Genomic DNA, 20,367 nt, shown 5'->3' with positions numbered 1-20,367 from the left:
CCGTCACACCCCGGCCGGCCGCCCGAGCACGTAGAGGACGTGGTCGGGCGGGTCGACCGGGTTGTCCGGCGTCAGCGGGCCCTCCGCGACCCGCGTGAACCCGGCCTTCTCCAGCGCCCGCCAGGACGCGACGTTGCCGGTCGCCACCGGCACCAGGACGGCGTCGGCCTCCGGGTACGCCGCCCAGCTCTCCGCCACGAACGCGGCCAGCATCGCCGTGCCCGCCCCGCCGCCGCGGACGTCGGGCTCGCCGATCAGGTAGTCGATCGACAGCGCCCGCGGCGGGACGTCGACCACCGGCGCGAGCTCCTCGACGTACTCGGGGAAGTCGGCGATCCGGTAGCGCTGCACCAGCCCGAACGGCCGGTCCCCGGCCAGCGCCAGCAGGACCTCGGCGGGATCGGTACCGTCGACGGCGGGGCCGAAGTCGGCCTCCAGCGCCCCGGGCGTGGTCTCGTGCGCCCACCAGCGCGCGACCAGCGGCTCCTCGAGCCAGCGGCCGAGGAGCGGCAGGTCCGCGCGGGTCAACGGGCGGAAGGTGACCGGCCCCTCGAGCACCCGGCCACGCTAGCCCTCCCCGTACGCCGGGGGCGGCCGATCCCGCCCACCCGGGACTCCCCCGTCGGAGGGTGGGACCCTCGGGACGGGACCGTCCGGTGCCGATGGGAGAGGGACAGCAGTCCTCCCGAGGAGACAGCGGTGCACGCATCACGACGGACGTCCCCGTCCGGACTCCCCCAGCGCCGGGCCACCGTGTCCGTGACGGCCCCCGCGCTCGACGCCCTGTCCCGGGCCACCGTCGAGGCGACGGCCGCCCTCGTGCTCGTCTGCGACGGCGGCGGGCGGGTCCTGCTGGCCAACCCCGCGCTGCAGCGGTTCACCGGCCGCACCCGCGAGGAGCTGGTCGGCGCCTCCTTCTGGGAGATCGTGACCATCCCCGAGGAGGTCGAGCTCGCCCGGGCCGCGGTGGCGATGGTCCTGTCCGGCCGCCCGGCCATCCCCGGGGAGGTCGACTGGCTCACCGGCGACGGCGACCGGCGGCGGATCGAGCTGCAGACCAGCGTCCTGACCCACGACGACGGCCGCCCCTACGCGGTCGCCTTCATCGGCATCGACGTCACCGCGCACCGCGAGCGGGAGGCCCGGGTGCGCCGGCAGGCGGTCACCGACCCGCTCACCGGCCTGGCCAACCGCAGCGCCCTCTTCGCCGTCCTCGCCGCCCGCCTGCACGTGGAGACCGGCGACGGCTGCGGGCTGCTGTTCTGCGACCTCGACGGGTTCAAGGAGGTCAACGACCGCTACGGGCACGCCGCCGGCGACCGGCTGCTCGTGGCCGTCGCCGGACGGCTGCGGGAGATCGCCGCACCGGACGACGTCGTGGCCCGCCTCGGCGGTGACGAGTTCGTGCTCGTCGCGCGCGGGACCGACCACGACGCCCTCGTCGCACGGGCACGGCGGCTCGAGGCGGTCATGGCCGCACCGTTCGACGTCGCCGGCGCCGGCGACGAGGTGCGGATCGGCGCGAGCACCGGGACGGCCACCGGTGGCCCCGGGGAGGACCCCGACACCGTGATGACCCGGGCCGACATGGCCATGTACGGCGTGAAGAGCCTCCGCCGCGTCAGCCGGGGAGTAACGCCGCCGTCCTGAGCGCCGTCCTGACCGGTCCGGGAACAGCCCGGCCCGCGACGGTGCTGTCCGCGGACATGCCGAAGACCTGGTTCATCACCGGCGCCTCTCGCGGCTTCGGCCGCGAGTGGGCGATCGCCGCCCTCGAGCGCGGGGACTCCGTCGCCGCCACCGCCCGTGACACCGCCACCCTCGACGACCTCGTGCAGCGCTTCGGGGACGCCGTCCTGCCGCTGCAGCTCGACGTCACCGACCGCGCGGCCGACGTCGCCGCGGTCCAGCGGGCCGCCGAGCGGTTCGGCCGGCTCGACGTCGTCGTCAACAACGCCGGCTACGGCCAGTTCGGGATGATCGAGGAGATCTCCGAGGACGAGGCCCGCGCGCAGTTCGAGACCAACCTCTTCGGCGCGCTGTGGATCACCCAGGCCGCGCTGCCGGTCATGCGGGCGCAGGGCTCGGGCCACGTCCTGCAGATCTCCTCGATCGGCGGCATCAGCGCCTTCCCGAACATCGGGATCTACAACGCCTCCAAGTGGGCGCTGGAGGGCATGAGCCAGGCGCTCGCGCAGGAGGTCGCCGGCTTCAGCATCCGGGTCACCATCGTCGAGCCGGCCGGCTACTCCACCGACTGGGGCGGCGCCTCGGCCAAGCACGCGGCGGAGCACCCGGCCTACGACGACTTCCGCGTCCGGGCCGCCGAGCAGCGGGCCCGGCGGATGGCCAGCCCCGGCGACCCGACGGCCACCCGCGACGCCCTGCTGCAGCTCGTCGACGCCGAGGAGCCGCCGCTGCGCGTCTTCCTCGGCGACGGACCGCTGGCCATCGCCACCCGCGACTACGAGTCCCGGCTGGCCACCTGGCGGGAGTGGGAGCCGCTGTCGGTGGCCGCGCACGGCCGGCGCGACTGACGCCCCCGGCCGGGGACGGCCCGCCCGTCCCCGGCCGGGCCTAGGGTGCCGGGCGTGCTCACCGCGTCCGCCCGCGACGTCCTGGCCGCCCGGATCACCGCCCAGCAGCTGGACCGCGACGCCGGGACGGTCGACGACACCGCCGTCCTCGACCTCGGCGTGCAGGACACGGGCCCCGACGGCGGGCTCTGGGCGCTGGCGGTCCGCGGGGTCGACGTCACGGCGCTCGACCCGGGCGAGCTGGCCACGGTCTGGACGCTGCGCGGCGCCCCGCACCTCTACCGCCGCGCCGACCTGCCCGCCGTCGCCACCGCCACCGCCCCCTTCTCCGAGGCCGACGCCGCCAAGCGGGTCTTCGACGCGGCCAAGCCGCTGAAGGCCGCGGGCATCCCGGTGCTGACCGCACTGGACACGCTGGCGGCGACCATGCGCGGGATCGTCACCGCGCCGATGGTCAAGGGCGAGATGTCGCGACGGCTGTCCCAGGCCGTGGAGGAGCCCTACAACCGGTACTGCCGGCCCTGCGACGCCGTCCACTCCCACGAGCAGACCTTCCGGCTGGCCGCGCTGCGCGCCGGCCTGGAGCTGCAGCCGGGCACCTCGCCGCCGGTCCTGCAGCCGGTGCCGGGGTTCGCGCCGGCCGGCACCGTCCCCGACCGGCTCGACGTCGTCCGCGCGTACCTGCACCTGCTCGGCCCGGCCACGCACCAGCACGTCGCCGGCTACCTCGACGCACCGGTGAAGGACGTGAAGGCGCACTGGCCCGAGGACGCCGTCGAGGTGACCGTGGACGGGCAGCGGCGCTGGCTGCTGGCCGAGGACGCCGACCGGCTGGGTGCGGCGCCCGCAGCGGTGACCCGGCTGCTCGGCCCGTTCGACCTGTTCCTGCAGGGCCGCGACCGCGAGACGATCGCCGACCCCGCGCGCCGCACGGAACTGTGGCCGGTGCTCGGGCGGCCCGGCGCCGTCCTCGCCGACGGCGCGGTCGCCGGGGTGTGGCGGCCGCGCAAGGCGGGGTCGTCGCTGACGGTCGCCGTCGAGCCGTGGCAGCCGTTCTCCCCCGCCGTCCGCGCCGCCGTCGAGGAGCAGGCCCAGCGGCTGGCCGCCTTCCGCGGCGTCCGGCTCAAGGCCGTCGACTTCGCCTGAGGGAGCCCTCGTGGCGCTGTCGGCCCCTCAGGCCGCGAGGAGGTCCTCGGCGGCGTCGCCGGCGGCGACCAGCTCGGCGTAGCGGCCGCCGCGGGCGACGAGTTCGGCGTGCGTGCCGGACTCGACCAGCCGGCCGGCGTCGAGGACGGCGATCCGGTCGGCGTGCCGGACGGTGGACAGCCGGTGGGCGATGGTGATCGTCGTCCGTCCGCGGCGGGCCTCGTCCAGCGCCGTCTGCACGGCCCGCTCGGTGGCGGTGTCCAGCGCGCTGGTGGCCTCGTCGAGCACCAGCACCCGCGGGTCGCGCAGCAGCGTGCGGGCGATGGCCAGCCGCTGCTTCTCCCCGCCGGAGAACCGGTGCCCGCGGGCGCCGACGACGGTGTCGTAGCCGTCGGGCAGCGCGGCGATCACGTCGTGCACCTGCGCCCGGCGCGCCGCGGCCTCGATCTCGGCGTCGGTGGCGTCCGGGCGGGCGTGCCGCAGGTTCTCGCGCACGGTGGCGTGCAGCAGGTAGGTCTCCTGGGAGACGACGCCCACCACCTGCGCCAGCGTGGCCAGCCGCAGGTCGCGCAGGTCGACGCCGTCGATCGTCACCCGGCCGGCGGTGGGGTCGGCCAGGCGGGCGACCAGCGAGGCCATCGTCGACTTGCCCGACCCGGTCTGCCCCACCAGCGCCAGCGTCGTGCCGGCGGGGACGGTCACGTCGACGCCGGTCAGCGCCGGGCGGGCGCCGTCGGGATAGGAGAAGTCGACGTGCTCCCAGCGGACCTCGCCGCGCACCGACGCCGGGTCGAGCTCCACCGGCTCGGCCGGGTCGTCGACCTCCACCGGCAGGTCGAGGTACTCGAACACCCGGCTGAACAGCGCCATCGAGCTGGTCACCGAGACGCCGACGTCGAGCAGGCCCATGAGCGGGCGGAACAGCGTGGCCTGCAGCGTGGTGAACGCGACCAGCGTGCCGATCGTCATGCCGCCGGAGGTCGCCGGCAGCCCGGCGAACAGGTAGATCAGCGCGGGGATTCCGGCGAAGACGACGCTCATCGAGGCCATCCGCCAGCGGCCGGCCAGCTGCGAGCGGACCTCCAGGCCCACCAGGTCCTCCGACGTCGCGGCGAACCGCCGGGACGTCGCCGGGCCGGCGCCGAGGGTCTTGCCGAGCAGCACGCCGCTGACCGAGAGCCCCTCCTCGACCTGGCCGTGCAGGTCGGCGAGGTGCCGCTGCCGCTGGGCGGTGACCGCGCGGCGCATCCGCGCGACCTTGCGGGTCAGCGCGATCGCCGGCGGCAGCACGATGAGCGAGAGCAGGGACAGCCGCCAGGACAGCGCCACCATCGCGGCCACCGTGCCGACGACGGTGGTGGCGTTGGACGCCAGCGACGTCGCCGTCGAGGTGACCACCGACTGCATGCCGCCGATGTCGTGGGTGAGCCGCGACTGGACCTCGCCGCCGCGGGTGCGGGTGAAGAAGCCCAGCGACTGGCGCTGCAGGTGCGTGAACACCGCCGTCCGCAGGCCGTGCATCACCCGCTGGCCGACCGTGGTGGACAGCCACGTCTGCAGCACGCCGAGGACGGCGGTCACACCGGTGACGGCGACCATCGCCGCGACCGCCCAGACCAGCAGCCGCACGTCCTGGCGGGGCAGCGCCTCGTCGATGACCAGCCGGACGAGGAACGGCGTCGCCAGCGCGACGGTCGAGGAGGCGACGATGAGCGCCACCACGGTCGCGACCTGCCAGCGGTACGGGCGGAACAGCGCCGTGACCCGGCGCAGGGAGACCGGGGCGCGCTCCAGCTGCGCCCGGTCGGCGGGGTCGACGGTCCGCCCGGACCCGCCCCGGGGGGAGCCGCTCCCGCGGCCGTGGGCCATCTCGCTGATGGCGACCACCTCCTGACGTTGCTGAGGTCACCTCACGGTGTGGCAACCACAGTGTCCTCGCTACCATTCCCCCGTGGCGGACGACGACGGCGCGGAGATCGCCGAGCTGGTCATGCGCGTCGCCCGGACCCAGCGCCGGCGGTGGGGGGACGTCCTCGCGCCGTGGGCGCTGTCGCCGCACCAGGCCCGCGCGCTGCGGGTCGTCGTCGCCCGGGAGGGCGCGCGCCTGTCCGACCTCGCCGAGGCGCTGCACATCGCGCCGCGCTCGGCGACCGAGGTGGCCGACGCGCTGCAGGAGCGGGGGCTGGTGGAGCGCAGCCCCGACCCGACCGACCGCCGGGCGGTGCTGCTGCGGGCCACCGACGAGGGGCGGCGGGTGCAGGCCGAGGTCGACGCCGCGCGCCGCGCCGACACCCGCGACCTGTTCGCCCGGCTGCCGGCCACCGACCGCGCCGAGCTCGCCCGACTGCTGCAGGCGCTCCTGGACTGAGGAGTCCACCGGACGACGGACCCCACGGGGTGGGTCGCGGTGCCACGATGCTGCGCATGAACGAGCCGGTGCGCACCGAGGAGCTCCGTGTCTCCGACGTCGAGCGGAAGGTCGTCCAGGACCGCCTGCACCGCGCGGTCGGCGCCGGCCAGCTCGACCTGCACGAGTTCGACGAGCGCGTGCAGGCCATCTGGGCCGCGCGCACCCGCGGCGAGCTCGACCGCGTCACCCGCGACCTGCCCGAGCCGCCACCCCCGCCGCCGCCCGCGCCGCGGCACCGCGTCTTCTCCGACACCGGCGGCGGCACGGCGATGCGGGTGCTCGCCACGGTGTGGGCCGCCGCCGTGGCGGTGAACGTCGTCGTCTGGCTGCTGGTCTCGCTGGGCAGCGGCGACCCGGCCTACCCGTGGTTCATCTGGTTCGCGCCGTCGGGTGCGGTCCTCGCCGTGCTCTACGCCACCGGGATCGGCCGCCCCCACCGTTAGTCCGGCGGTCGCTCCGAGGTGCGGTGCTGGCGGGTCTTGACCCCGTACATCGCGCGGTCGGCCCGGGTGATCACCTCGTCCGGCGACTCGCCGGGCCGGCCGACGGCGCTGCCGATGCTCACGCCGACGGCCACCGGCCCGGCCGCGGTCGGCACCGGCGCGCCGACCCGCTCGCGCGCCGCGGCGGCGAGCGCGGCGAGGACGGGCTCGTCGCAGCCGGGGCAGAGCACGACGAACTCGTCGCCGCCGAGGCGGGCGACCACGTGACCCGGTCCGGCCATCGCCCGCAGCCGGGTCGCGACCTCGACCAGGACCGCGTCACCGACGGCGTGCCCGTGCACGTCGTTGACGACCTTGAACCCGTCGAGGTCGCAGAAGAGCACCCCGCAGACCCGGTCGGCCGCGGGGTCGAGGTGGCGCGCCAGCTCCTCGAAGAACGTGCCCCGGTTGGGGATCCCGGTGAGCCGGTCGGTGCGCGCCCGCTCCGACAGCTGCGCCTCGTGCCGCCGCTGGTCGGTGACGTCGATGCCCACGCAGGCGACCGCGTAGGGCCGCCCGCCGGGATCGGTCAGCACGTTGTTCTGCATCGAGATCAGGCGCCGGCTGCCGTCCGCGGTCAGCCAGTCCCCCTCCTGCGGATGGGCCCGCCCGGTCGTGACGGCCCGCGAGACGGCGTCCAGCGCCAGCTCCCGGTGCTCGGGGACGACGTAGACGTCGACGAACAAGTGCTCGCGGAGCTGGTCGTGCGTGCGGCCGGTGAACCGCTGCAGTGCCGGGTTGGCCAGCAGGATGCGGCCGTCCCCGTCGACGACGCAGACGAGGGCGTCGGTGCCCTCGACGAACTCGACCGCCAGCCGGCCGTCCACCTAGCCCAGCACGCCGTCGTCGTCGCTGCCGCACCCCTCGGCCATGCCGCCCTCCTCGGACCGGCGCCGTCCCACGGCGCACCGCTGGCATGAGACCACGCGCACATGACAGCGTCGATGCGGTGCAGCGCGGTGCCGGATCCCGACCGGTCTCATGTGTCCCCCCGCCGGCGGCGGGTCGCCAGCAGCAGGACGGCGCCGGCGAGGACCAGGGCCCCGGCCGTCCCCACGTGCGCCGCGACCTCGACACCGGTCCTCGCCAGCGCGGCGGTGTGCGGGGCGCCGGTCCCCGGGGCGGCGGTGCCCGGGGCAGCGGGGTGCCCGGCCGGCGCCGTGGTCGTGGTCGTGGTCGTGGTCGTGGGGACGTCAGCCGGCCCGCCGGCCGTCCCCGGCCCCGGCCCCGGCCCCGGCGTCTGCGGCCCCGGCGGCACGGCCTCGGTCGTCATGGCGTCGTCCGCGACGGTCCCCAGGCCGGAGACCGCGGCCACCGTCGCCCAGCTCGTGAGGTGCCCGGCGGCCACGTCGTCGGCCGTCACCTCGCGCGGCCGGTCGGCGGCACACGTGGTCGACTGCGCCGGCGCCAGCACGGTCTGCCCGCAGGTGACCGGCCCGGCCACGGTGTCGGTCACGGCGACGCCGGTCAGCGTGAGGGTGCCGGTGTTGCTCACCTGGTAGCGGGTCCGCACGAGGGCGCCGGGCCGGAGGGTCGCCGTCCCGTCGCCGGACACCCGCTGGTGCTCCAGGGCGAGGTCCACGGCCGCACGCGGGGCGGCGGTCGGGACGGCGCCCGTCGCCGACGGCGAGCGCACCTCGGCCCCGGTCAGCGCGGCCGTGCCGACGGCGACGGCGTCGGCCCCGACCTGCCCGGCGAGGAGGTCGGCCTCGGTGACGACGTGCCCGTCGGTGGCGCACTCCGCCGACCCACCCGGCGCGAGCACCGCCGTCGCGCAACCCGCGAGGGCGCCCGCCGCACCGGTGACGGTGATGCCGGTGACCGGGACGTTGCCGGTGTTGGTGACCACCAGGTGCCACGTCACGGTGTCCCCGAGGTCGGCGGCGGCCTGCCGTGCCGGCGGGCCGACGAGCGCGACCGAGGTGAGCGCGAGGGACGGCGCCGGGGCGGTGGACACGCGTGCGCCGGCCGGACCGCTGTGGACGACCGCACCGTCGCGCACGGAGGCCGCCGAGGCCTCGGCCGTGGTGGCGCGCTCGCCGGCCGTGGCGTCACCCTCGGTCAGCACGGAGGGGTCGGAGACGCAACGCTCCGTCCGGCCCACCGGCAGCCGGCTGACCGGGCAGCCGACGTACACCTGCGGGTCGCTCACCCGGAGGTCCTCGAGCGTGACGTCGCCGGTGTTGGTGACCGCCACGGTCCAGGTCACGGTCTCGCCCGCCTCCAGTGCCCGGTCGCCGTCATCGGCCCAGTCGGCCGTCGTGACGGCGGTCAGCGCCGGCCGGGCGGCCGGGACGGCCACGGGCGCGGACGCCGGGCCGGACCGGACCACGGACCCGCTCCCCGGTGTGCCGAGGGCCGTCGCGGTGAGCCCGACCGGCCGGCCGGCGTCGACGTCGTCCTGGACGAGGGTGTACGCCTCGCCGCCCGTGCAGTCGGTGGACTCCGACGGCGCCAGGACCGTCGCCGCGCAGGTCGCCGTACCGCCCGCGGAGTCGGCCACCTCGACGCCGGTCATCGTCGCCGTGCCGGCGTTGGACACGACCCACCGGTAGGCGATCCGGTCGCCGACGGCGGTCGCCGTCCCCGTCGCGGTCCCGGCGAGCTGCAGGCGGCCGACCGGCGCGGCGGTCGGCATCGCCACAGCGGCCGACGGGGACGTCACGGTCACCGCGCCGGCGGTCCAGGTGGCGGTGGCCGTCGCGTCGGTGCCCACCTCACCCGCCCGCAGGTCGGCCTCGGTGACCGTGCGGAGGGCGTCGCCGGTGCACAGCGCCGCGCCGCCGGGACGCAGGGAGACGGTGTCGCACGTGACCGTCCCGCCGCGGGCGTCCTGCACGGCGACCGCGTCGAGCGGCACGGTGCCGACGTTGGTCACGGTGTAGTGCCAGCGCACGCGGTCCCCGAGGTCGGCCGGAGCGGTCCCGCTCACCACCTCGGCGGCGACGACGGTGACCACCTCCGGCCGAGAAGACGCCGGCACGCTGCTCGTCGCCTGGGCGCTCGCGCCCGGTCCGCCCCGCGGGTCGGCGGCCCACGCGACGGCGTCGTCGTGCAGGGTCCCGGCGGACTCCTCCGCGGCGGTGACGGTGTGCGCGCCCGTGCCGCAGCGCGCGGTGGCACCGGGGGCGAGGACGGCCGGCGTGCACGTCGCGGGGCCGGCGAGCGACCCGCTCGCGCTGACGCCGGACAGGGTGACGTCGCCGGTGTTGGTGACCAGCAGCGACCACTGGACCGTCTCGCCCGCCTCGAGCACGCCGGCGGCGCCCCGGTCGTCCCAGTCGGGCACGGAGACCAGCCTCAGGGCCGGCGCGGCCGCGGCCAGGGCGACCGGGTCGGAGGCGGGCCCGAACGGCAGGGCGGCGTCCGACCCCGCGGGGACACCCGAGACCCACGCGGTGCCGCCCACGGGCCGGCCGGCGTCGAACTCGGCCTGGGTGACCCGGTGGCCGGCGCCGGCGGTGCAGGTGGTGGCCTCGCCCGGGGCGAGGACGTCCTGGACGCAGCCGACCGGCCCCAGCAGGTCGTCGGAGACGGTGACCAGCCGCATCGTCACGTTGCCGGTGTTGGCGACGCCGTGCGCCCAGCGCAGCTCGGTGCCGGTGCGCACCGGGCTCGGGTCGCCGTCGGAGGCCCGCACCGTCACCTCGAGGGAGCGGACGAGGCCGGCCAGCCCGACCACGTCCTCGGCGGGCGCGGAGCGGACGGTGCCGCCGAGCGCGGCCGGGACGCCGGCGGCGGTGGCGCGGCCGGTCAGCCGCCCGGCCAGCAGGTCGTCCTCGTCGACGACGTGGCCGCGCACGGCGGCGCAGCCGGTCGTGGCGCCCGGCGCGAGCACGGTCTCGTGGCAGGTCACGGCGCCGGCACCGGCGTCGTCGACGGCGACGTCCCGCACCGTGACGGTGCCCAGGTTGGTCACCACGTACCGCCAGGTGACGACGTCGCCCAGGTCGGCGGCGTCCGGACGGCCCGGCGGGGCGACCTCTCCGGTGAGCGTGAGGCCCAGTTCCGCGCGGGGGTCGTCGGGCAGGGCCGCCGAGGACGGCGCGGCCTGCACCGGGGAGCCGGTCCGCCGGGCGGTCGCCGTCACCCCGGCGGTGACGGTCCGCTGCCCGGCGAGGACGTCGCCGGCGGTCACCGTGTACGGCGACGCGACGCAGGTCGTGCCCCGTCCGGGCGCCAGTACGGCCGCGTCACAGGTCAGCGCCGGGGCGCCCGGAGCGTCGACGACCGGGTCCGCCAGCGTGACGTCGCCGCGGTTCACCACGACCGCGGTCCACACGACCGTCTCGCCGGCGTCAAGGGCGCCGTCGCCGTCGGCGTCGTCCCAGTCGGGCACGAGCGTCACCCCGACCGCGGGCGCGCCGGCTGCCAGCGGCAGCTCGGTACGGACCGGGTCGAAGTCCAGGTCCGCGGTGCGGTCCGGCGTCCGCCCGGACGCCGTCACCACGCTGGCGACGGGCGCGCCGAGGTCGAACTCGCCCTGGGTCACGCGGTGGGTGGAGTTGGCGCGGCAGGTCATCGTCTCCCCGGGCGCCAGCCGGTCGCTCGGGCACGTGACGCCGCCGCCGGTCAGCGACTCCTGGAGCCGGATCCCGGACACGACGACGTTTCCGTCGTTGGTCACCTCGTAGGTGAGGTCCACGGTGTCCCCGGCGCGCAGGGCGGCGGGGTCCGCCCCGGCCGGGACGGCGGCCCGGGTCTGCACGCGCAGCTCGCGGTCGGCCGGGGTGACCGCCACGGTCGCCGTCGCGCCGTCGTTGCCCGTGCACGGGCCGCCGGTGCTGCTCGCGGTCACGCCGGACAGCTGTGCCGGGACGCGGACGGAGACGACCGGGGCGGGCTCGGTGCTCGGGCCGTTGCCGCGGACGGTCGCCGTCCAGGTCGTGGAGGATCCGGCGACGAGGGCGGCGGGGCTCTGCGCCAGCGAGACGGCGAGGTCGGCCGCCGCCCCCACCGGGGTGCTCACCGTCGTCGACCGGGACGTGCGGGCCGTGCCGGTCAGCGGGTCGGTGAACCCGACCGTCGCGTCGTCGCTGACGGTGGTCGCCGAGGCCGCCGGCTGGACCCGCGCCTGCCAGCTGACGCTGTGCGCCTCCCCCGGTGCGACAGCGCCGCCGGCCGAGGCGGTGGCACCGGCGCCGATCCGCAGCCGCACGGTCCGCGTCGCGGCGTCGTACTCGGCGACGTCGTCCCCGGCGGCGTCGGTGCGGGTCGCGGTCGTCGCGCCGGCGGTGGTGCGGATCGACCCCGGCACGAACTCGACGCCGGCCGGCAGCTCGTCGGTCACGACGGTGGCCCGCGCCGGGTTCCCGCCCTCGTTGCGCGTGGTGACCGTGTACGTGAGCACGTCGCCCACCTGCGCGGTGGTGCCACCGCGCTGGGTCGTCACCGTCTCGGTCGTGGCCAGGCACGGCCCGGTGCCGAAGGAGATGCTGTCGAGGAAGTTGCCGACCGAGGTGTTGCCCCCGGACGCGCTGACCGACTGGAACGCGAAGCGGGTGGTCGTCTGGCCGAGGGGGACGGTGTAGACGCCGCTGTGCGTGCCCCAGGCGGTCCTGCCGTCGCTGAGGTTGCCCCCCTGCCGGGTGGCGGCGGTCAGCAGCACACCCGGGACGGCGATGTGGACGGCCATGGTGTCCACGCCCAGGCGCCCGCGGTGCTTCAGTTCCCAGCGCAGCGTCTGGCCGGGCGTGGTCGGCACGTCCTGGTAGAGGGTGGACACCTGGTTGGCGTTGAGCTCGGCGAACTGGGCGCCCGACCCCGCCGGCACGTTCTGGTAGTTGCGCCAGAGCTCGATCTGCCGGTCGGTGGCCGTCGTGTACCAGCCCGGGACCTGGTTCTGGTGGAGGAAGGCCAGGTCGTTGGCCGGGATGGCCGGCAGCTCGAAGCCGCCGTTCGCCAGCGCCACGGACGACGAGCAGGACACCGGGTCCTGGGCGGCGGTCACCACCTCGGTGACCGGTGCGGCCGCGGGCAGGACGGCGACGACCGCGCCGGCGCACAGCCCGGCGGCGAGGGCCAGGGCCCCCACACCAGCGAGCGTCCGCGCACTCCTCGCTCCGCCACGTCGACCTCTCCCGTGCGCCCGTCCCCCGTGACCCCACCGGTCACTCGGGAGTGCGCAACCTGTCAGCGGCGGAACGCACGCACGGGGACGCCGGAGCGTGTCGCGGGCAGAAAGTCCGGTCACCGCCCCTCGGGCATCGACATGGCGACTGCGCAGGTCACGGGCCTGTCAGGGGTCGGCGCGGGCGGCGACGCGGTGTGGCGGCTCTTCCCGCGCGGGTCTCTCACCACTAAGGTATCCGGGCATGGCAGCGGCGCGCCGGGTGCGTATAGGGATCGACACCGGGGGCACGTTCACCGACGTGGTCGCCGTCGACGAGGACACCGGGGCGACGGCGACGACCAAGACGCCGTCGACCCCCGCCGACCCCGCCGAGGGCTTCCTCAACGGCGTCCGCAAGGTCCTCGGCCAGCTCGGCCTGTCCGGCGACGCGGTCACCGCGGTCAGCCACGGCACGACGGTGGCCACCAACCAGCTGCTCGAGGGCAAGCTCGACCGGATCGGGTTCATCACCACCGAGGGCTACGAGTCGGTGCTGGAGATCGCCCGGCAGTCGGTGCCCGACGGCTACGGCAACAGCTACTTCTGGGTCAAGCCACCGCGGATCGTCCCCGCCGACCTGGTGCGCACCGTGCGCGGCCGGCTCGACCACACCGGCGCCGAGGTACGCCCGTTCGACCGCGACGACGCCGTCGCCGCCGCCCGCTTCTTCCGCGACGCCGGCATCACCACCGTCGGCGTCTGCTTCCTGCACGCCTACGCCGACGACACCCACGAGCGGGCGATGCTCGAGGTGCTGCGCGAGGAGCACCCCGGCGCCGTCGTGTCGATCAGCTCACAGGTGCTGCGCGAGTACCGCGAGTACGAGCGGTCGGTGACCACGCTGGTCGACGCCGCGGTGAAGCCCAAGGTCGGCGCCTACGTCACCAACATCCGCACGCGGCTCGACGAGATCGCGCCCGGCGTGCCGTTCTACGTGATGAAGAGCAACGGCGGCGTGCTGTCGGCGGCCGAGGTGGTCCACCAGCCGATCACCACGATGCTGTCGGGCCCGGCGGCCGGGGCGCTGGGCGCCGCGCTGATCGCCGGGACGGCGGGCTTCGACCGGGTGCTCACCTGCGACGGCGGCGGCACGTCCACCGACGTCACCGTGGTCATCGACGGCGAGCCCGCGCTGACCACCGAGGGCTCGGTCGGCGACTACCCGTCGAAGATCCCGATGATCGACGTCGTCACCGTCGGCGCGGGCGGCGGCTCGATCGCCTGGCTCTCGCCCGAGGGCACGCTCAAGGTGGGCCCCAAGTCGGCCGGCGCCGACCCCGGCCCGATGTGCTACCCGCGGGGCGGGGACCAGCCGACCGTCACCGACGCGCACGTCGTCCTCGGCCGGATCCCCCCGCACCTGCTCGGCGGGGAGATCCCGCTGTCGGTCGAGGCCGCCCGCGGCGGGCTCGAGGCGCTCGGCGGGCGGCTCGGGCTGTCGCTGGAGCGCACGGCGCTCGGCATCCTCGAGATCTCGGCGTGGAACCAGGCCAACGCCCTGCGCCAGGTCACCGTGGCCCGCGGCCTCGACGTCCGCGACTTCACGCTGACGACGTTCGGCGGCTCCGGGTCGCTCCTGGCCTGCCGGCTCATGGACGTCCTCGGCCTGCCCCGCACGCTCGTACCGCCCAACCCCGGCAACGTCAGCGCGTTCGGCCTGCTCACCGTCGACGTCCGCAACGACTACGTGCAGACGGTGGTGTCGCGGCACACCGACCTCGACCTCGACCGCGTGCGGTCGGTCTTCGACGCGCTGGAGGACCAGGCGCGCAAGGCGCTCGACGGCGAGGGCTTCGGCCGGGACGCCCAGCGCATGCAGCGGACGGCGGACCTGCGCTACGTGGGCCAGGCCTTCGAGGTCCGCGTGCCCGTCGCCGACGGCGCACTCGACGCGGCCACCACCGAGGAGGTCGCGCAGGCCTTCCACGCCGCGCACCGGCAGCTCTACGGCTACGACTTCGCCGACGACCCGCGCCAGGCCGTCGAGTGGGTGAACCTGCGGGTCAGCGGGATCGGGCCGATCCGCCGTCCCGACATGGTCGAGATCGAGCCGCGCGACGGCGGGACGGACCGGGCCGTCACGGGCTCGCGCCGGGTGTTCTTCGACGACTGGGCGGACACCCCCACCCTCGACCGGACCGCCCTGGCGCCCGGCGACGTCGTCCGCGGCCCCGCCGTCATCGAGGAGTTCGGCTCCACCGTCCCGATCCACCCCGGCTTCGCCGCCACGGTCGACGCCTACGGGAACCTGCTGCTCACGAAGGAGTCGGGCCAGTGACCGCCAGCCTGCAGAACGGCAAGACCGAGGCCGACCCCGTCCTCGTCGAGATCGTCGCCGGCACGCTGGCCGCGATCGAGAAGGAGGTCGAGACCTCCATCGGCCGCACCTCGCGCTCGCCGATGATCCGCGACGCGCACGACTTCCGGGCCGGCATCCACGACCGGCTGCTGCGCAAGCTCACCGGCCGCTCGTACTCGGCGCTCGTGCACCCCGTGGTGCGCGACTACCCGATCGGGACGATGCACCCGGGTGACGTCTTCTTCCACAACGACGTCTACCTCTCCGAGGGCGGGATCGGCCACCTGCCCGACCTGTGCGTGACCGTGCCGGTGTTCGCCACCGACCCGGACTCGGGGCAGCAGCGGGTGGTCGCGTTCATCCAGGCCTTCGGCCACCACGACGACATCGGCGGCGCGGTGCCGGGCTCGATGCCGAGCGCGGCCACCAGCGTGTACGAGGAGGGCCTGATGGTCCCCCCGATCAGGCTGTGGGACCGCGGCGTGCCCAACGAGAGCGCGCTGAAGATCATGACGCGCAACTCGCGGATGCCCGACTCGCTGGCCGCGGACCTCGACGCCGAGTGCTCGGCCTGCCTGGCCGGCGCCCGGCGGCTCGGTGAGCTGTTCGACCGCTACGGCGTGGCCGCGGTCGAGGCCTGCTTCGACGCGATCCTGGCCAACTCCACCGAGGTCTACCGGCGGGAGATCCTGTCGCAGATCCCCGACGGCACCTACGTGTGGGAGGACTACGCCGAGCACGACGGCGTCGAGGCGCCGAAGCTGCACCGCCAGCGGATCACGCTGACCATGGACTCCTCGGCGGAGACCCCGCTGGTCATCGACTTCACCGGCACCGGCCCGCAGGCCAGGGGACCGATCAACCACTGCGGCGACTACGCCGACGGCAACTTCCTCAAGAAGTGGCTGGCGCCGATCCTGCGGAACCTCGCCGAGACGCCCGAGCGGATGGCCGAGCTCGACGTCAACGAGGGCGTCGTCCCGCTGATCGAGATGCGCTTCCCGGAGAAGGGCACGCTGCTCACCCCGGTCTTCCCGGCCCCGACCAACGCCCGCACGTTCGTCATCCTGCGGCTGCTCGGCGTGCTGGCGGGCGTGCTCGCCAAGGCCACCGGCGGCCGGATGCCCGCCGACCAGGAGACGATCCGCTACACCGGCGTGTACGGCACGGACCTCGAAGGCCAGCCCTACCTCATGCGCGAGGTGCTCGGCGGCGGCTCGGGCGGGCGCTACTACGCCGACGGCGAGGACACGATCCACGTCGTCCCCGACTCGCGGAACCTGCCGACGGAGTTCACCGAGTCCCGCTTCCCGCTGCGCGTCGAGCGCCTGGGCCTGGCGCTGGACTCCGGCGGGCCCGGCCGGTACCGCGGCGGCTGCGGCTACGAGAAGCACATCCGGGTCCTGCGCGACGCGCACTTCATGTCGATCGCCGACCGCTCGATCCTGTCCTGCTGGGGCGTCAACGGCGGGAAGGCCGGGCGGCCGTTCCAGGTCACCGTCGACCCCGGTGGCCCCGGCGAGCGCGAGGTCGACGCCCTGGCCGACGCCGAGCCGCTGCCGGCCGGCACGGTCGTGCGGATCCGCACCACCGGCGGTGGCGGGTGGGGCGACCCGCTCGAGCGGCCTGTGGAGGAGGTGCTGCGCGACGTCGCCTGGCGCAAGGTGTCCGTGGCCGGCGCCCGCGAGGACTACGGCGTGGTCGTGCTCGACGACGGCACCGCGGATCTCGACGCGACGTCGGCGCTACGGGACGAGCTGCGCGCGGCCCGGACCGGCGACGAGCCGTTCTTCGACCGCGGCCCGGGCTACGCACTCCTGTCGGGCGGCGCGACGTCCAACGAGTTCGACGTCCTCTAGCAGCGCTCCGGGTGGCAGAGATGGCCATCTCTGCCACCCGGACCGCTCAGGTGACGGGGTCGGTGCTCCCGGGCGTCGGCTTGACGTCGTCGCCGGTCTGGCCCTCGTCGCCCTCGGTGGACGTGTCCTCCTCGATGTCCTCCGGGCGGAGCGGCGTCTCCTCGAGCACGTTCTCCCGTGCCTGGTCGCGGTCGGTGCCGGGTACCTCGGTCATCGGTCCTCCTCGGGATCGGGTACCGCTCCCCTACCCGGGTCCCGAGCGGGCAGGCGCGGGTTCGCCACGGGTGAACGGGCGGCGCGCAGCACCTCGGCGGTGACCTCGTCGGCCGGCAGGAACGCCTCGACCGAGAGCTCCGCGGCGGTGAGGTCCACGGCGGTGCCGAAGGTGGTCACCGTGCTCAGGAAGGACAGCACGCCGCCATCGGTGCGCAGCCGCAGCGGGACGGCGATGCCGTCCGGCGTCGAGCGGTCGGTGCCGCCGGGCAGGGCGGCGAGCTCCCGGTGCAGCGAGGCCAGCCCCGGGTCGCCGGTCAGGTGCGCCTCGCGGCCGAGCCGGTGCAGCAGGTGCGCCCGCCACTGGGGCAGGTTGGCGATCCGCGGCGCGAGCCCCTCGGGGTGCAGGCTCAGCCGCAGCACGTTGGCCGGCGGCTCGAGCAGGTGCGCCGGCACGCCGTCGAGGAACAGCGCCACGCTCGCGTTCGCCGTCACCAGCTCCCACGACCGGTCGACCACGACGGCCGGGTAGGGCTCGTAGGCGGTGAGCACCAGGTCCAGGGCACGGGTGACGGCGGCCATGTCGGGCGAGTCGAGGGCGCGGCGGCCGTAGGCGGGGGCGAAGCCGGCGGCCAGCAGCAGCTCGTTGCGCTCGCGCAGCGGCACCTCCAGCCGCTCGGCCAGCCGCAGCAGCATCTCCCGGCTCGGCCGCGCCCGGCCGGTCTCGAGGAAGCTCAGGTGCCGCGCCGACACCTCGGCGTCGTTGGCGAGGTCGAGCTGGGACAGCCGGCGGCGCTGCCGCCAGACGCGCAGCAGCTCCCCGACCGGCGGGCGCGTCAGGGTGGTCACGACGGCGACGCTAGTGACGACGGCGGCCGGCGTCGCCTACCTGCGAGGTAATCGACCCGCCTCCCTCGCGGCGCCACGGTCTGCGGCATGACAACGACAGCCACCCGCCCCCGCACCCTCGGTCGACTCGGCTCCGACCCGCTGCGCACCGCCCTTCGCCTCGACGCGGTCGTCACCGGCGCCAACGGCGCGGCCTACCTGGCCGCCGCCCCGCTGCTGACCGAGCTGCTCGGCGTCCCGTCCGGGGTGCTGCGCGGCCTCGGCACCTTCCTGCTGGTCTACGCGGCCGGCGTCGCCCTGGTCGCGGCCCGCCCCGTGATCTCGGCCGGCGCCACCGAGGTCGTCATCGGCGCCAACCTGCTGTGGGCGGCCGCCAGCGTCGCCGCCGTCGTCACCGGCCGGTTCGACCTCACCGCCGTCGGCAGCACCTGGGTGCTGCTGCAGGCCGCCGTCGTCGCCGGCTTCGCCGTCCTCCAGCTCACCGCCCTGCGCAACCGCTGATCCACCCACCCGAAGAGGAGACCCGCCATGACCGCCACGCCCCAGCTCGCCGACCGCTACCTCGCCGCCTGGAACGAGACCGACCCCGCCGCGCGGCGGGCGCTGGTCGAGGAGGTGTTCGCCGAGGACGTCACCTACACCGACCCGATGGCCGACGTCGCCGGCCGGGCCGCGCTGGACGCCACCATCGCCGCCGTGCACGAGATGTTCCCGGGCTTCGTCTTCCGGCTGGCCGGCCCGGCCGACGCCCACCACGACCAGCTGCGTTTCACGTGGCACCTCGGACCCGAGGGCGCGGAGGCGCCGGTGATCGGCTCCGACGTCGCGGTGACCGACGCGGACGGGCGCATCCGCACCGTGCTCGGCTTCCTCGACCGGGTGCCCTCGCCCGCGTGAAAGCGTCGTACTCCCCGCGATCATGGACCTGCGGGAGCAACACCCCCGGCCCGGCCGGCGCGTCGCTCCCGCAGGTCCGTGTTCGTCGAGGGGAGGGTCCGCAGTGGGCAGCGCGCTCGTGCAGCGGTACGCGGCGGCGCTGGGCGCCCGGGACTGGGACGCGTTCGCCACGTTGCTGGCCGACGACGTCGTCTACCGGCTGCCGCAGACCGGGGAGGTCGTCCGCGGACGCGAGGCCTTCCTGCGCTACAACCGCGAGTTCCCGGGGGCCTGGGAGCTGACCGTGCTGGACGCCTACGGGGACGAGCGCGGCGGGGTGCTGCACGGCGACTACGGCGTCGGGGAGTCCCAGGTCGGGGTCACCGTGCTGCGCTTCGCCGGGGGCCGGGTGGCCGAGGTCGTCGACTACTGGCCCGAGCCGTACGAGCCGCCGGCCGGGCGGGAGCACCTGACCGGGCGCTAGCGCCCCGGCCCGCGCCGCCGCTGCCACCAGCGGCGGCGCGGCGGCGTGTCCGGCACGTCCGCCTCGGCGGCGGGCGGCGGTGGCGGCGGCGGGCGGTCGCGGCGCCAGCCCTCCACCAGCGCCTCGACGTCGGCCAGGCCCGGCACCGGCGACCACCGGCTCGGCTGCGGCTGGCGCCAGAAGGCCTCCACCCGGGCGTTGTAGTCCTCGGCGACGGCGCGGACGGCGCCCTCCGACGGCAGCCCGGCCACCCGCTCGGGCAGCTCGTCGCGCTCCCGGCGCAGCGCCAGCCCCGGCGGCAGCATCTCCGCCGGCTTGATCCCCTCGCGGCGGGCCTTGGCGATCGCCCAGTCGTAGGCGGTCTCGTCGGGGTCCCAGGCCGGCAGCGGCTTGCCCGCACCCCGCAGGCCGGTGAAGTCGCCACGCTCCTGGGCCTGGCCGATCTGCCGCTCGACCCAGGTCTCGAACGACACCCCCGGCGGCTTGCGCTCGGTCACCCGACCACCTCCTGCTCCCATGCTCCGCCTCTGGGAGGCTCGGCCGCATGCGGACGACGGGCAGCCGGGAGGTCTACCGCAACCCGTGGATCCGGCTGCGGGAGGACACCGTCGAGCGCGCCGACGGCTCCACCGGCGTCTACTCCGTCGTCGAGAAGCCCGACTTCGCCCTGGTGATCGCCGCCGAACGGGACGGCTTCTGGCTGGTCGAGCAGTTCCGCCACCCGGTGACCCGCCGGGCCTGGGAGTTCCCCCAGGGCACCTGGTCCGCCGAGGTGCTGACGGCCGGCAGCGGCGGGACGCCCGAGGAGCTCGCCCGCGCCGAGCTCGCCGAGGAGACCGGCCTGCGGGCGGCCCGGGTCGAGCACCTCGGCCACCTCGACCTCGCGCCCGGACTGTCCACCCAGGAGTTCGACGTCTGGCTGGCCACCGGCCTCACGCCCGGCCCGACGGCCCGGGAGGTCACCGAGGCGGACATGGTGGCGGCCTTCGTGACCGAGGCCGAGCTGCGGGCGATGGTCCGCGACGGCCGCCTCACCGACGGTCCCTCGCTGGCCGCCTACGCCCTGCTCCTGCTGTCCCGGGGGAGGCATCAGCGCTAGG

General features: G+C 75.9%; 18 protein-coding genes. 11 read left to right on the top strand and 7 right to left on the bottom strand.

All coding sequences use genetic code 11. From position 1 onward, the window contains the following. Window positions 1-3: 3 nt before the first annotated feature. The gene (locus BM414_RS19030; RefSeq protein WP_093581898.1) at window positions 4-558 is read right to left on the bottom strand and encodes a GNAT family N-acetyltransferase; all 555 of its coding nucleotides are present in this window, start codon (window positions 556-558) and stop codon (window positions 4-6) included. A 201-nt stretch (window positions 559-759) separates the two neighbouring features. Here BM414_RS19030 and BM414_RS19025 point away from each other — a divergent pair, with 201 nt between their 5' ends. The 3 genes from BM414_RS19025 to BM414_RS19015 are packed head-to-tail and all read left to right on the top strand — an operon-like array spanning window position 760 to window position 3,683. Then, the gene (locus BM414_RS19025) at window positions 760-1,650 is read left to right on the top strand and encodes a sensor domain-containing diguanylate cyclase (protein WP_245784830.1); all 891 of its coding nucleotides are present in this window, start codon (window positions 760-762) and stop codon (window positions 1,648-1,650) included. Between the two features lie 56 nt (window positions 1,651-1,706). Continuing rightward, window positions 1,707-2,537 (top strand): SDR family oxidoreductase, encoded by an 831-nt coding sequence (locus BM414_RS19020; protein WP_093581991.1) that lies wholly within the window; start codon window positions 1,707-1,709, stop codon window positions 2,535-2,537. 54 nt (window positions 2,538-2,591) lie between these two features. Continuing rightward, the gene (locus BM414_RS19015; RefSeq protein WP_093581989.1) at window positions 2,592-3,683 is read left to right on the top strand and encodes a winged helix DNA-binding domain-containing protein; all 1,092 of its coding nucleotides are present in this window, start codon (window positions 2,592-2,594) and stop codon (window positions 3,681-3,683) included. Between the two features lie 27 nt (window positions 3,684-3,710). Here the strand turns inward: BM414_RS19015 and BM414_RS19010 are convergent, their stop codons facing one another. Continuing rightward, entirely contained in the window at window positions 3,711-5,570 is a 1,860-nt protein-coding gene (locus BM414_RS19010; protein WP_281246761.1) for an ABC transporter ATP-binding protein, read from the bottom strand. Window positions 5,571-5,634: 64 nt separating this feature from the next. Here BM414_RS19010 and BM414_RS19005 point away from each other — a divergent pair, with 64 nt between their 5' ends. After that, window positions 5,635-6,051 carry a MarR family winged helix-turn-helix transcriptional regulator gene (locus BM414_RS19005; RefSeq protein WP_217644813.1) on the top strand — a complete coding sequence of 139 codons (417 nt, stop codon included), beginning with the start codon at window positions 5,635-5,637 and terminating at the stop codon, window positions 6,049-6,051. A 56-nt stretch (window positions 6,052-6,107) separates the two neighbouring features. Next, window positions 6,108-6,536: a DUF1707 SHOCT-like domain-containing protein gene (locus BM414_RS19000; RefSeq protein WP_175551689.1), complete on the top strand. Its 429-nt coding sequence runs from the start codon at window positions 6,108-6,110 to the stop codon at window positions 6,534-6,536. Here the strand turns inward: BM414_RS19000 and BM414_RS18995 are convergent. Together BM414_RS18995 and BM414_RS18990 are read right to left on the bottom strand one after the other, a co-directional pair. Continuing rightward, window positions 6,533-7,402 (bottom strand): GGDEF domain-containing protein, encoded by an 870-nt coding sequence (locus BM414_RS18995; RefSeq protein ID WP_093581892.1) that lies wholly within the window; start codon window positions 7,400-7,402, stop codon window positions 6,533-6,535. The two genes, BM414_RS19000 and BM414_RS18995, sit on opposite strands and share 4 nt — an antisense overlap. A 152-nt stretch (window positions 7,403-7,554) precedes the next feature. Next, complete coding sequence (locus BM414_RS18990) at window positions 7,555-12,609, bottom strand: DUF11 domain-containing protein (RefSeq protein ID WP_093581890.1); 5,055 nt, start codon at window positions 12,607-12,609, stop codon at window positions 7,555-7,557. A 280-nt stretch (window positions 12,610-12,889) separates the two neighbouring features. Here BM414_RS18990 and BM414_RS18985 point away from each other — a divergent pair, with 280 nt between their 5' ends. Both BM414_RS18985 and BM414_RS18980 read left to right on the top strand, forming a co-directional pair. Continuing rightward, the gene (locus BM414_RS18985; RefSeq protein ID WP_093581888.1) at window positions 12,890-14,965 is read left to right on the top strand and encodes a hydantoinase/oxoprolinase family protein; all 2,076 of its coding nucleotides are present in this window, start codon (window positions 12,890-12,892) and stop codon (window positions 14,963-14,965) included. Then, complete coding sequence (locus BM414_RS18980) at window positions 14,962-16,845, top strand: hydantoinase B/oxoprolinase family protein (protein WP_245784829.1); 1,884 nt, start codon at window positions 14,962-14,964, stop codon at window positions 16,843-16,845. The genes BM414_RS18985 and BM414_RS18980 overlap by 4 nt, the downstream gene beginning before the upstream one ends. 46 nt (window positions 16,846-16,891) lie before the next feature. On the opposite strand, the gene BM414_RS29540 is transcribed toward BM414_RS18980, so the two are convergent. Both BM414_RS29540 and BM414_RS18975 read right to left on the bottom strand, forming a co-directional pair. After that, on the bottom strand, window positions 16,892-17,059 hold the full coding sequence (locus BM414_RS29540) for a hypothetical protein (RefSeq protein ID WP_175551688.1): 168 nt from the start codon (window positions 17,057-17,059) through the stop codon (window positions 16,892-16,894). Next, on the bottom strand, window positions 17,056-17,907 hold the full coding sequence (locus tag BM414_RS18975; RefSeq protein ID WP_093581886.1) for a helix-turn-helix domain-containing protein: 852 nt from the start codon (window positions 17,905-17,907) through the stop codon (window positions 17,056-17,058). The genes BM414_RS29540 and BM414_RS18975 overlap by 4 nt, the downstream gene beginning before the upstream one ends. 87 nt (window positions 17,908-17,994) lie before the next feature. Here BM414_RS18975 and BM414_RS18970 point away from each other — a divergent pair, with 87 nt between their 5' ends. From BM414_RS18970 to BM414_RS18960, 3 genes are all read left to right on the top strand, one after another. Next, window positions 17,995-18,408 carry a hypothetical protein gene (locus tag BM414_RS18970; protein WP_093581884.1) on the top strand — a complete coding sequence of 138 codons (414 nt, stop codon included), beginning with the start codon at window positions 17,995-17,997 and terminating at the stop codon, window positions 18,406-18,408. A gap of 27 nt (window positions 18,409-18,435) precedes the next feature. After that, the gene (locus tag BM414_RS18965; protein WP_093581882.1) at window positions 18,436-18,804 is read left to right on the top strand and encodes a nuclear transport factor 2 family protein; all 369 of its coding nucleotides are present in this window, start codon (window positions 18,436-18,438) and stop codon (window positions 18,802-18,804) included. A 103-nt stretch (window positions 18,805-18,907) separates the two neighbouring features. Next, complete coding sequence (locus BM414_RS18960; protein ID WP_217644812.1) at window positions 18,908-19,267, top strand: nuclear transport factor 2 family protein; 360 nt, start codon at window positions 18,908-18,910, stop codon at window positions 19,265-19,267. Here BM414_RS18960 and BM414_RS18955 read toward each other — a convergent pair. Beyond that, window positions 19,264-19,764 (bottom strand): DnaJ family domain-containing protein, encoded by a 501-nt coding sequence (locus BM414_RS18955; protein WP_217644811.1) that lies wholly within the window; start codon window positions 19,762-19,764, stop codon window positions 19,264-19,266. The genes BM414_RS18960 and BM414_RS18955 overlap by 4 nt on opposite strands. A 47-nt stretch (window positions 19,765-19,811) precedes the next feature. On the opposite strand from BM414_RS18955, the gene BM414_RS18950 reads away from it, so the two are divergent. Further along, window positions 19,812-20,366: an NUDIX domain-containing protein gene (locus BM414_RS18950; RefSeq protein ID WP_093581876.1), complete on the top strand. Its 555-nt coding sequence runs from the start codon at window positions 19,812-19,814 to the stop codon at window positions 20,364-20,366. Window position 20,367: the final 1 nt, after the last annotated feature.

This window comes from Geodermatophilus amargosae (assembly GCF_900116515.1).
Taxonomy (GTDB): Bacteria; Actinomycetota; Actinomycetes; order Mycobacteriales; family Geodermatophilaceae; genus Geodermatophilus; species Geodermatophilus amargosae.
Note: the sequence above shows the minus strand (reverse complement) of the source record. Positions and strands in the feature narration are given on the sequence as shown.

What these genes read in the sequence shown, in the direction of transcription:
- BM414_RS19020 (WP_093581991.1), top strand. Translation starts at nt 1,707, where the DNA reads ATGCCGAAGACCTGGTTCATCACCGGCGCCTCTCGCGGCTTCGGCCGC.
- BM414_RS19000 (WP_175551689.1), top strand. Translation starts at nt 6,108, where the DNA reads ATGAACGAGCCGGTGCGCACCGAGGAGCTCCGTGTCTCCGACGTCGAG.
- BM414_RS18985 (WP_093581888.1), top strand. Translation starts at nt 12,890, where the DNA reads ATGGCAGCGGCGCGCCGGGTGCGTATAGGGATCGACACCGGGGGCACG.
- BM414_RS29540 (WP_175551688.1), bottom strand. Translation starts at nt 17,059, where the DNA reads ATGACCGAGGTACCCGGCACCGACCGCGACCAGGCACGGGAGAACGTG.
- BM414_RS18970 (WP_093581884.1), top strand. Translation starts at nt 17,995, where the DNA reads ATGACAACGACAGCCACCCGCCCCCGCACCCTCGGTCGACTCGGCTCC.
- BM414_RS18965 (WP_093581882.1), top strand. Translation starts at nt 18,436, where the DNA reads ATGACCGCCACGCCCCAGCTCGCCGACCGCTACCTCGCCGCCTGGAAC.
- BM414_RS18950 (WP_093581876.1), top strand. Translation starts at nt 19,812, where the DNA reads ATGCGGACGACGGGCAGCCGGGAGGTCTACCGCAACCCGTGGATCCGG.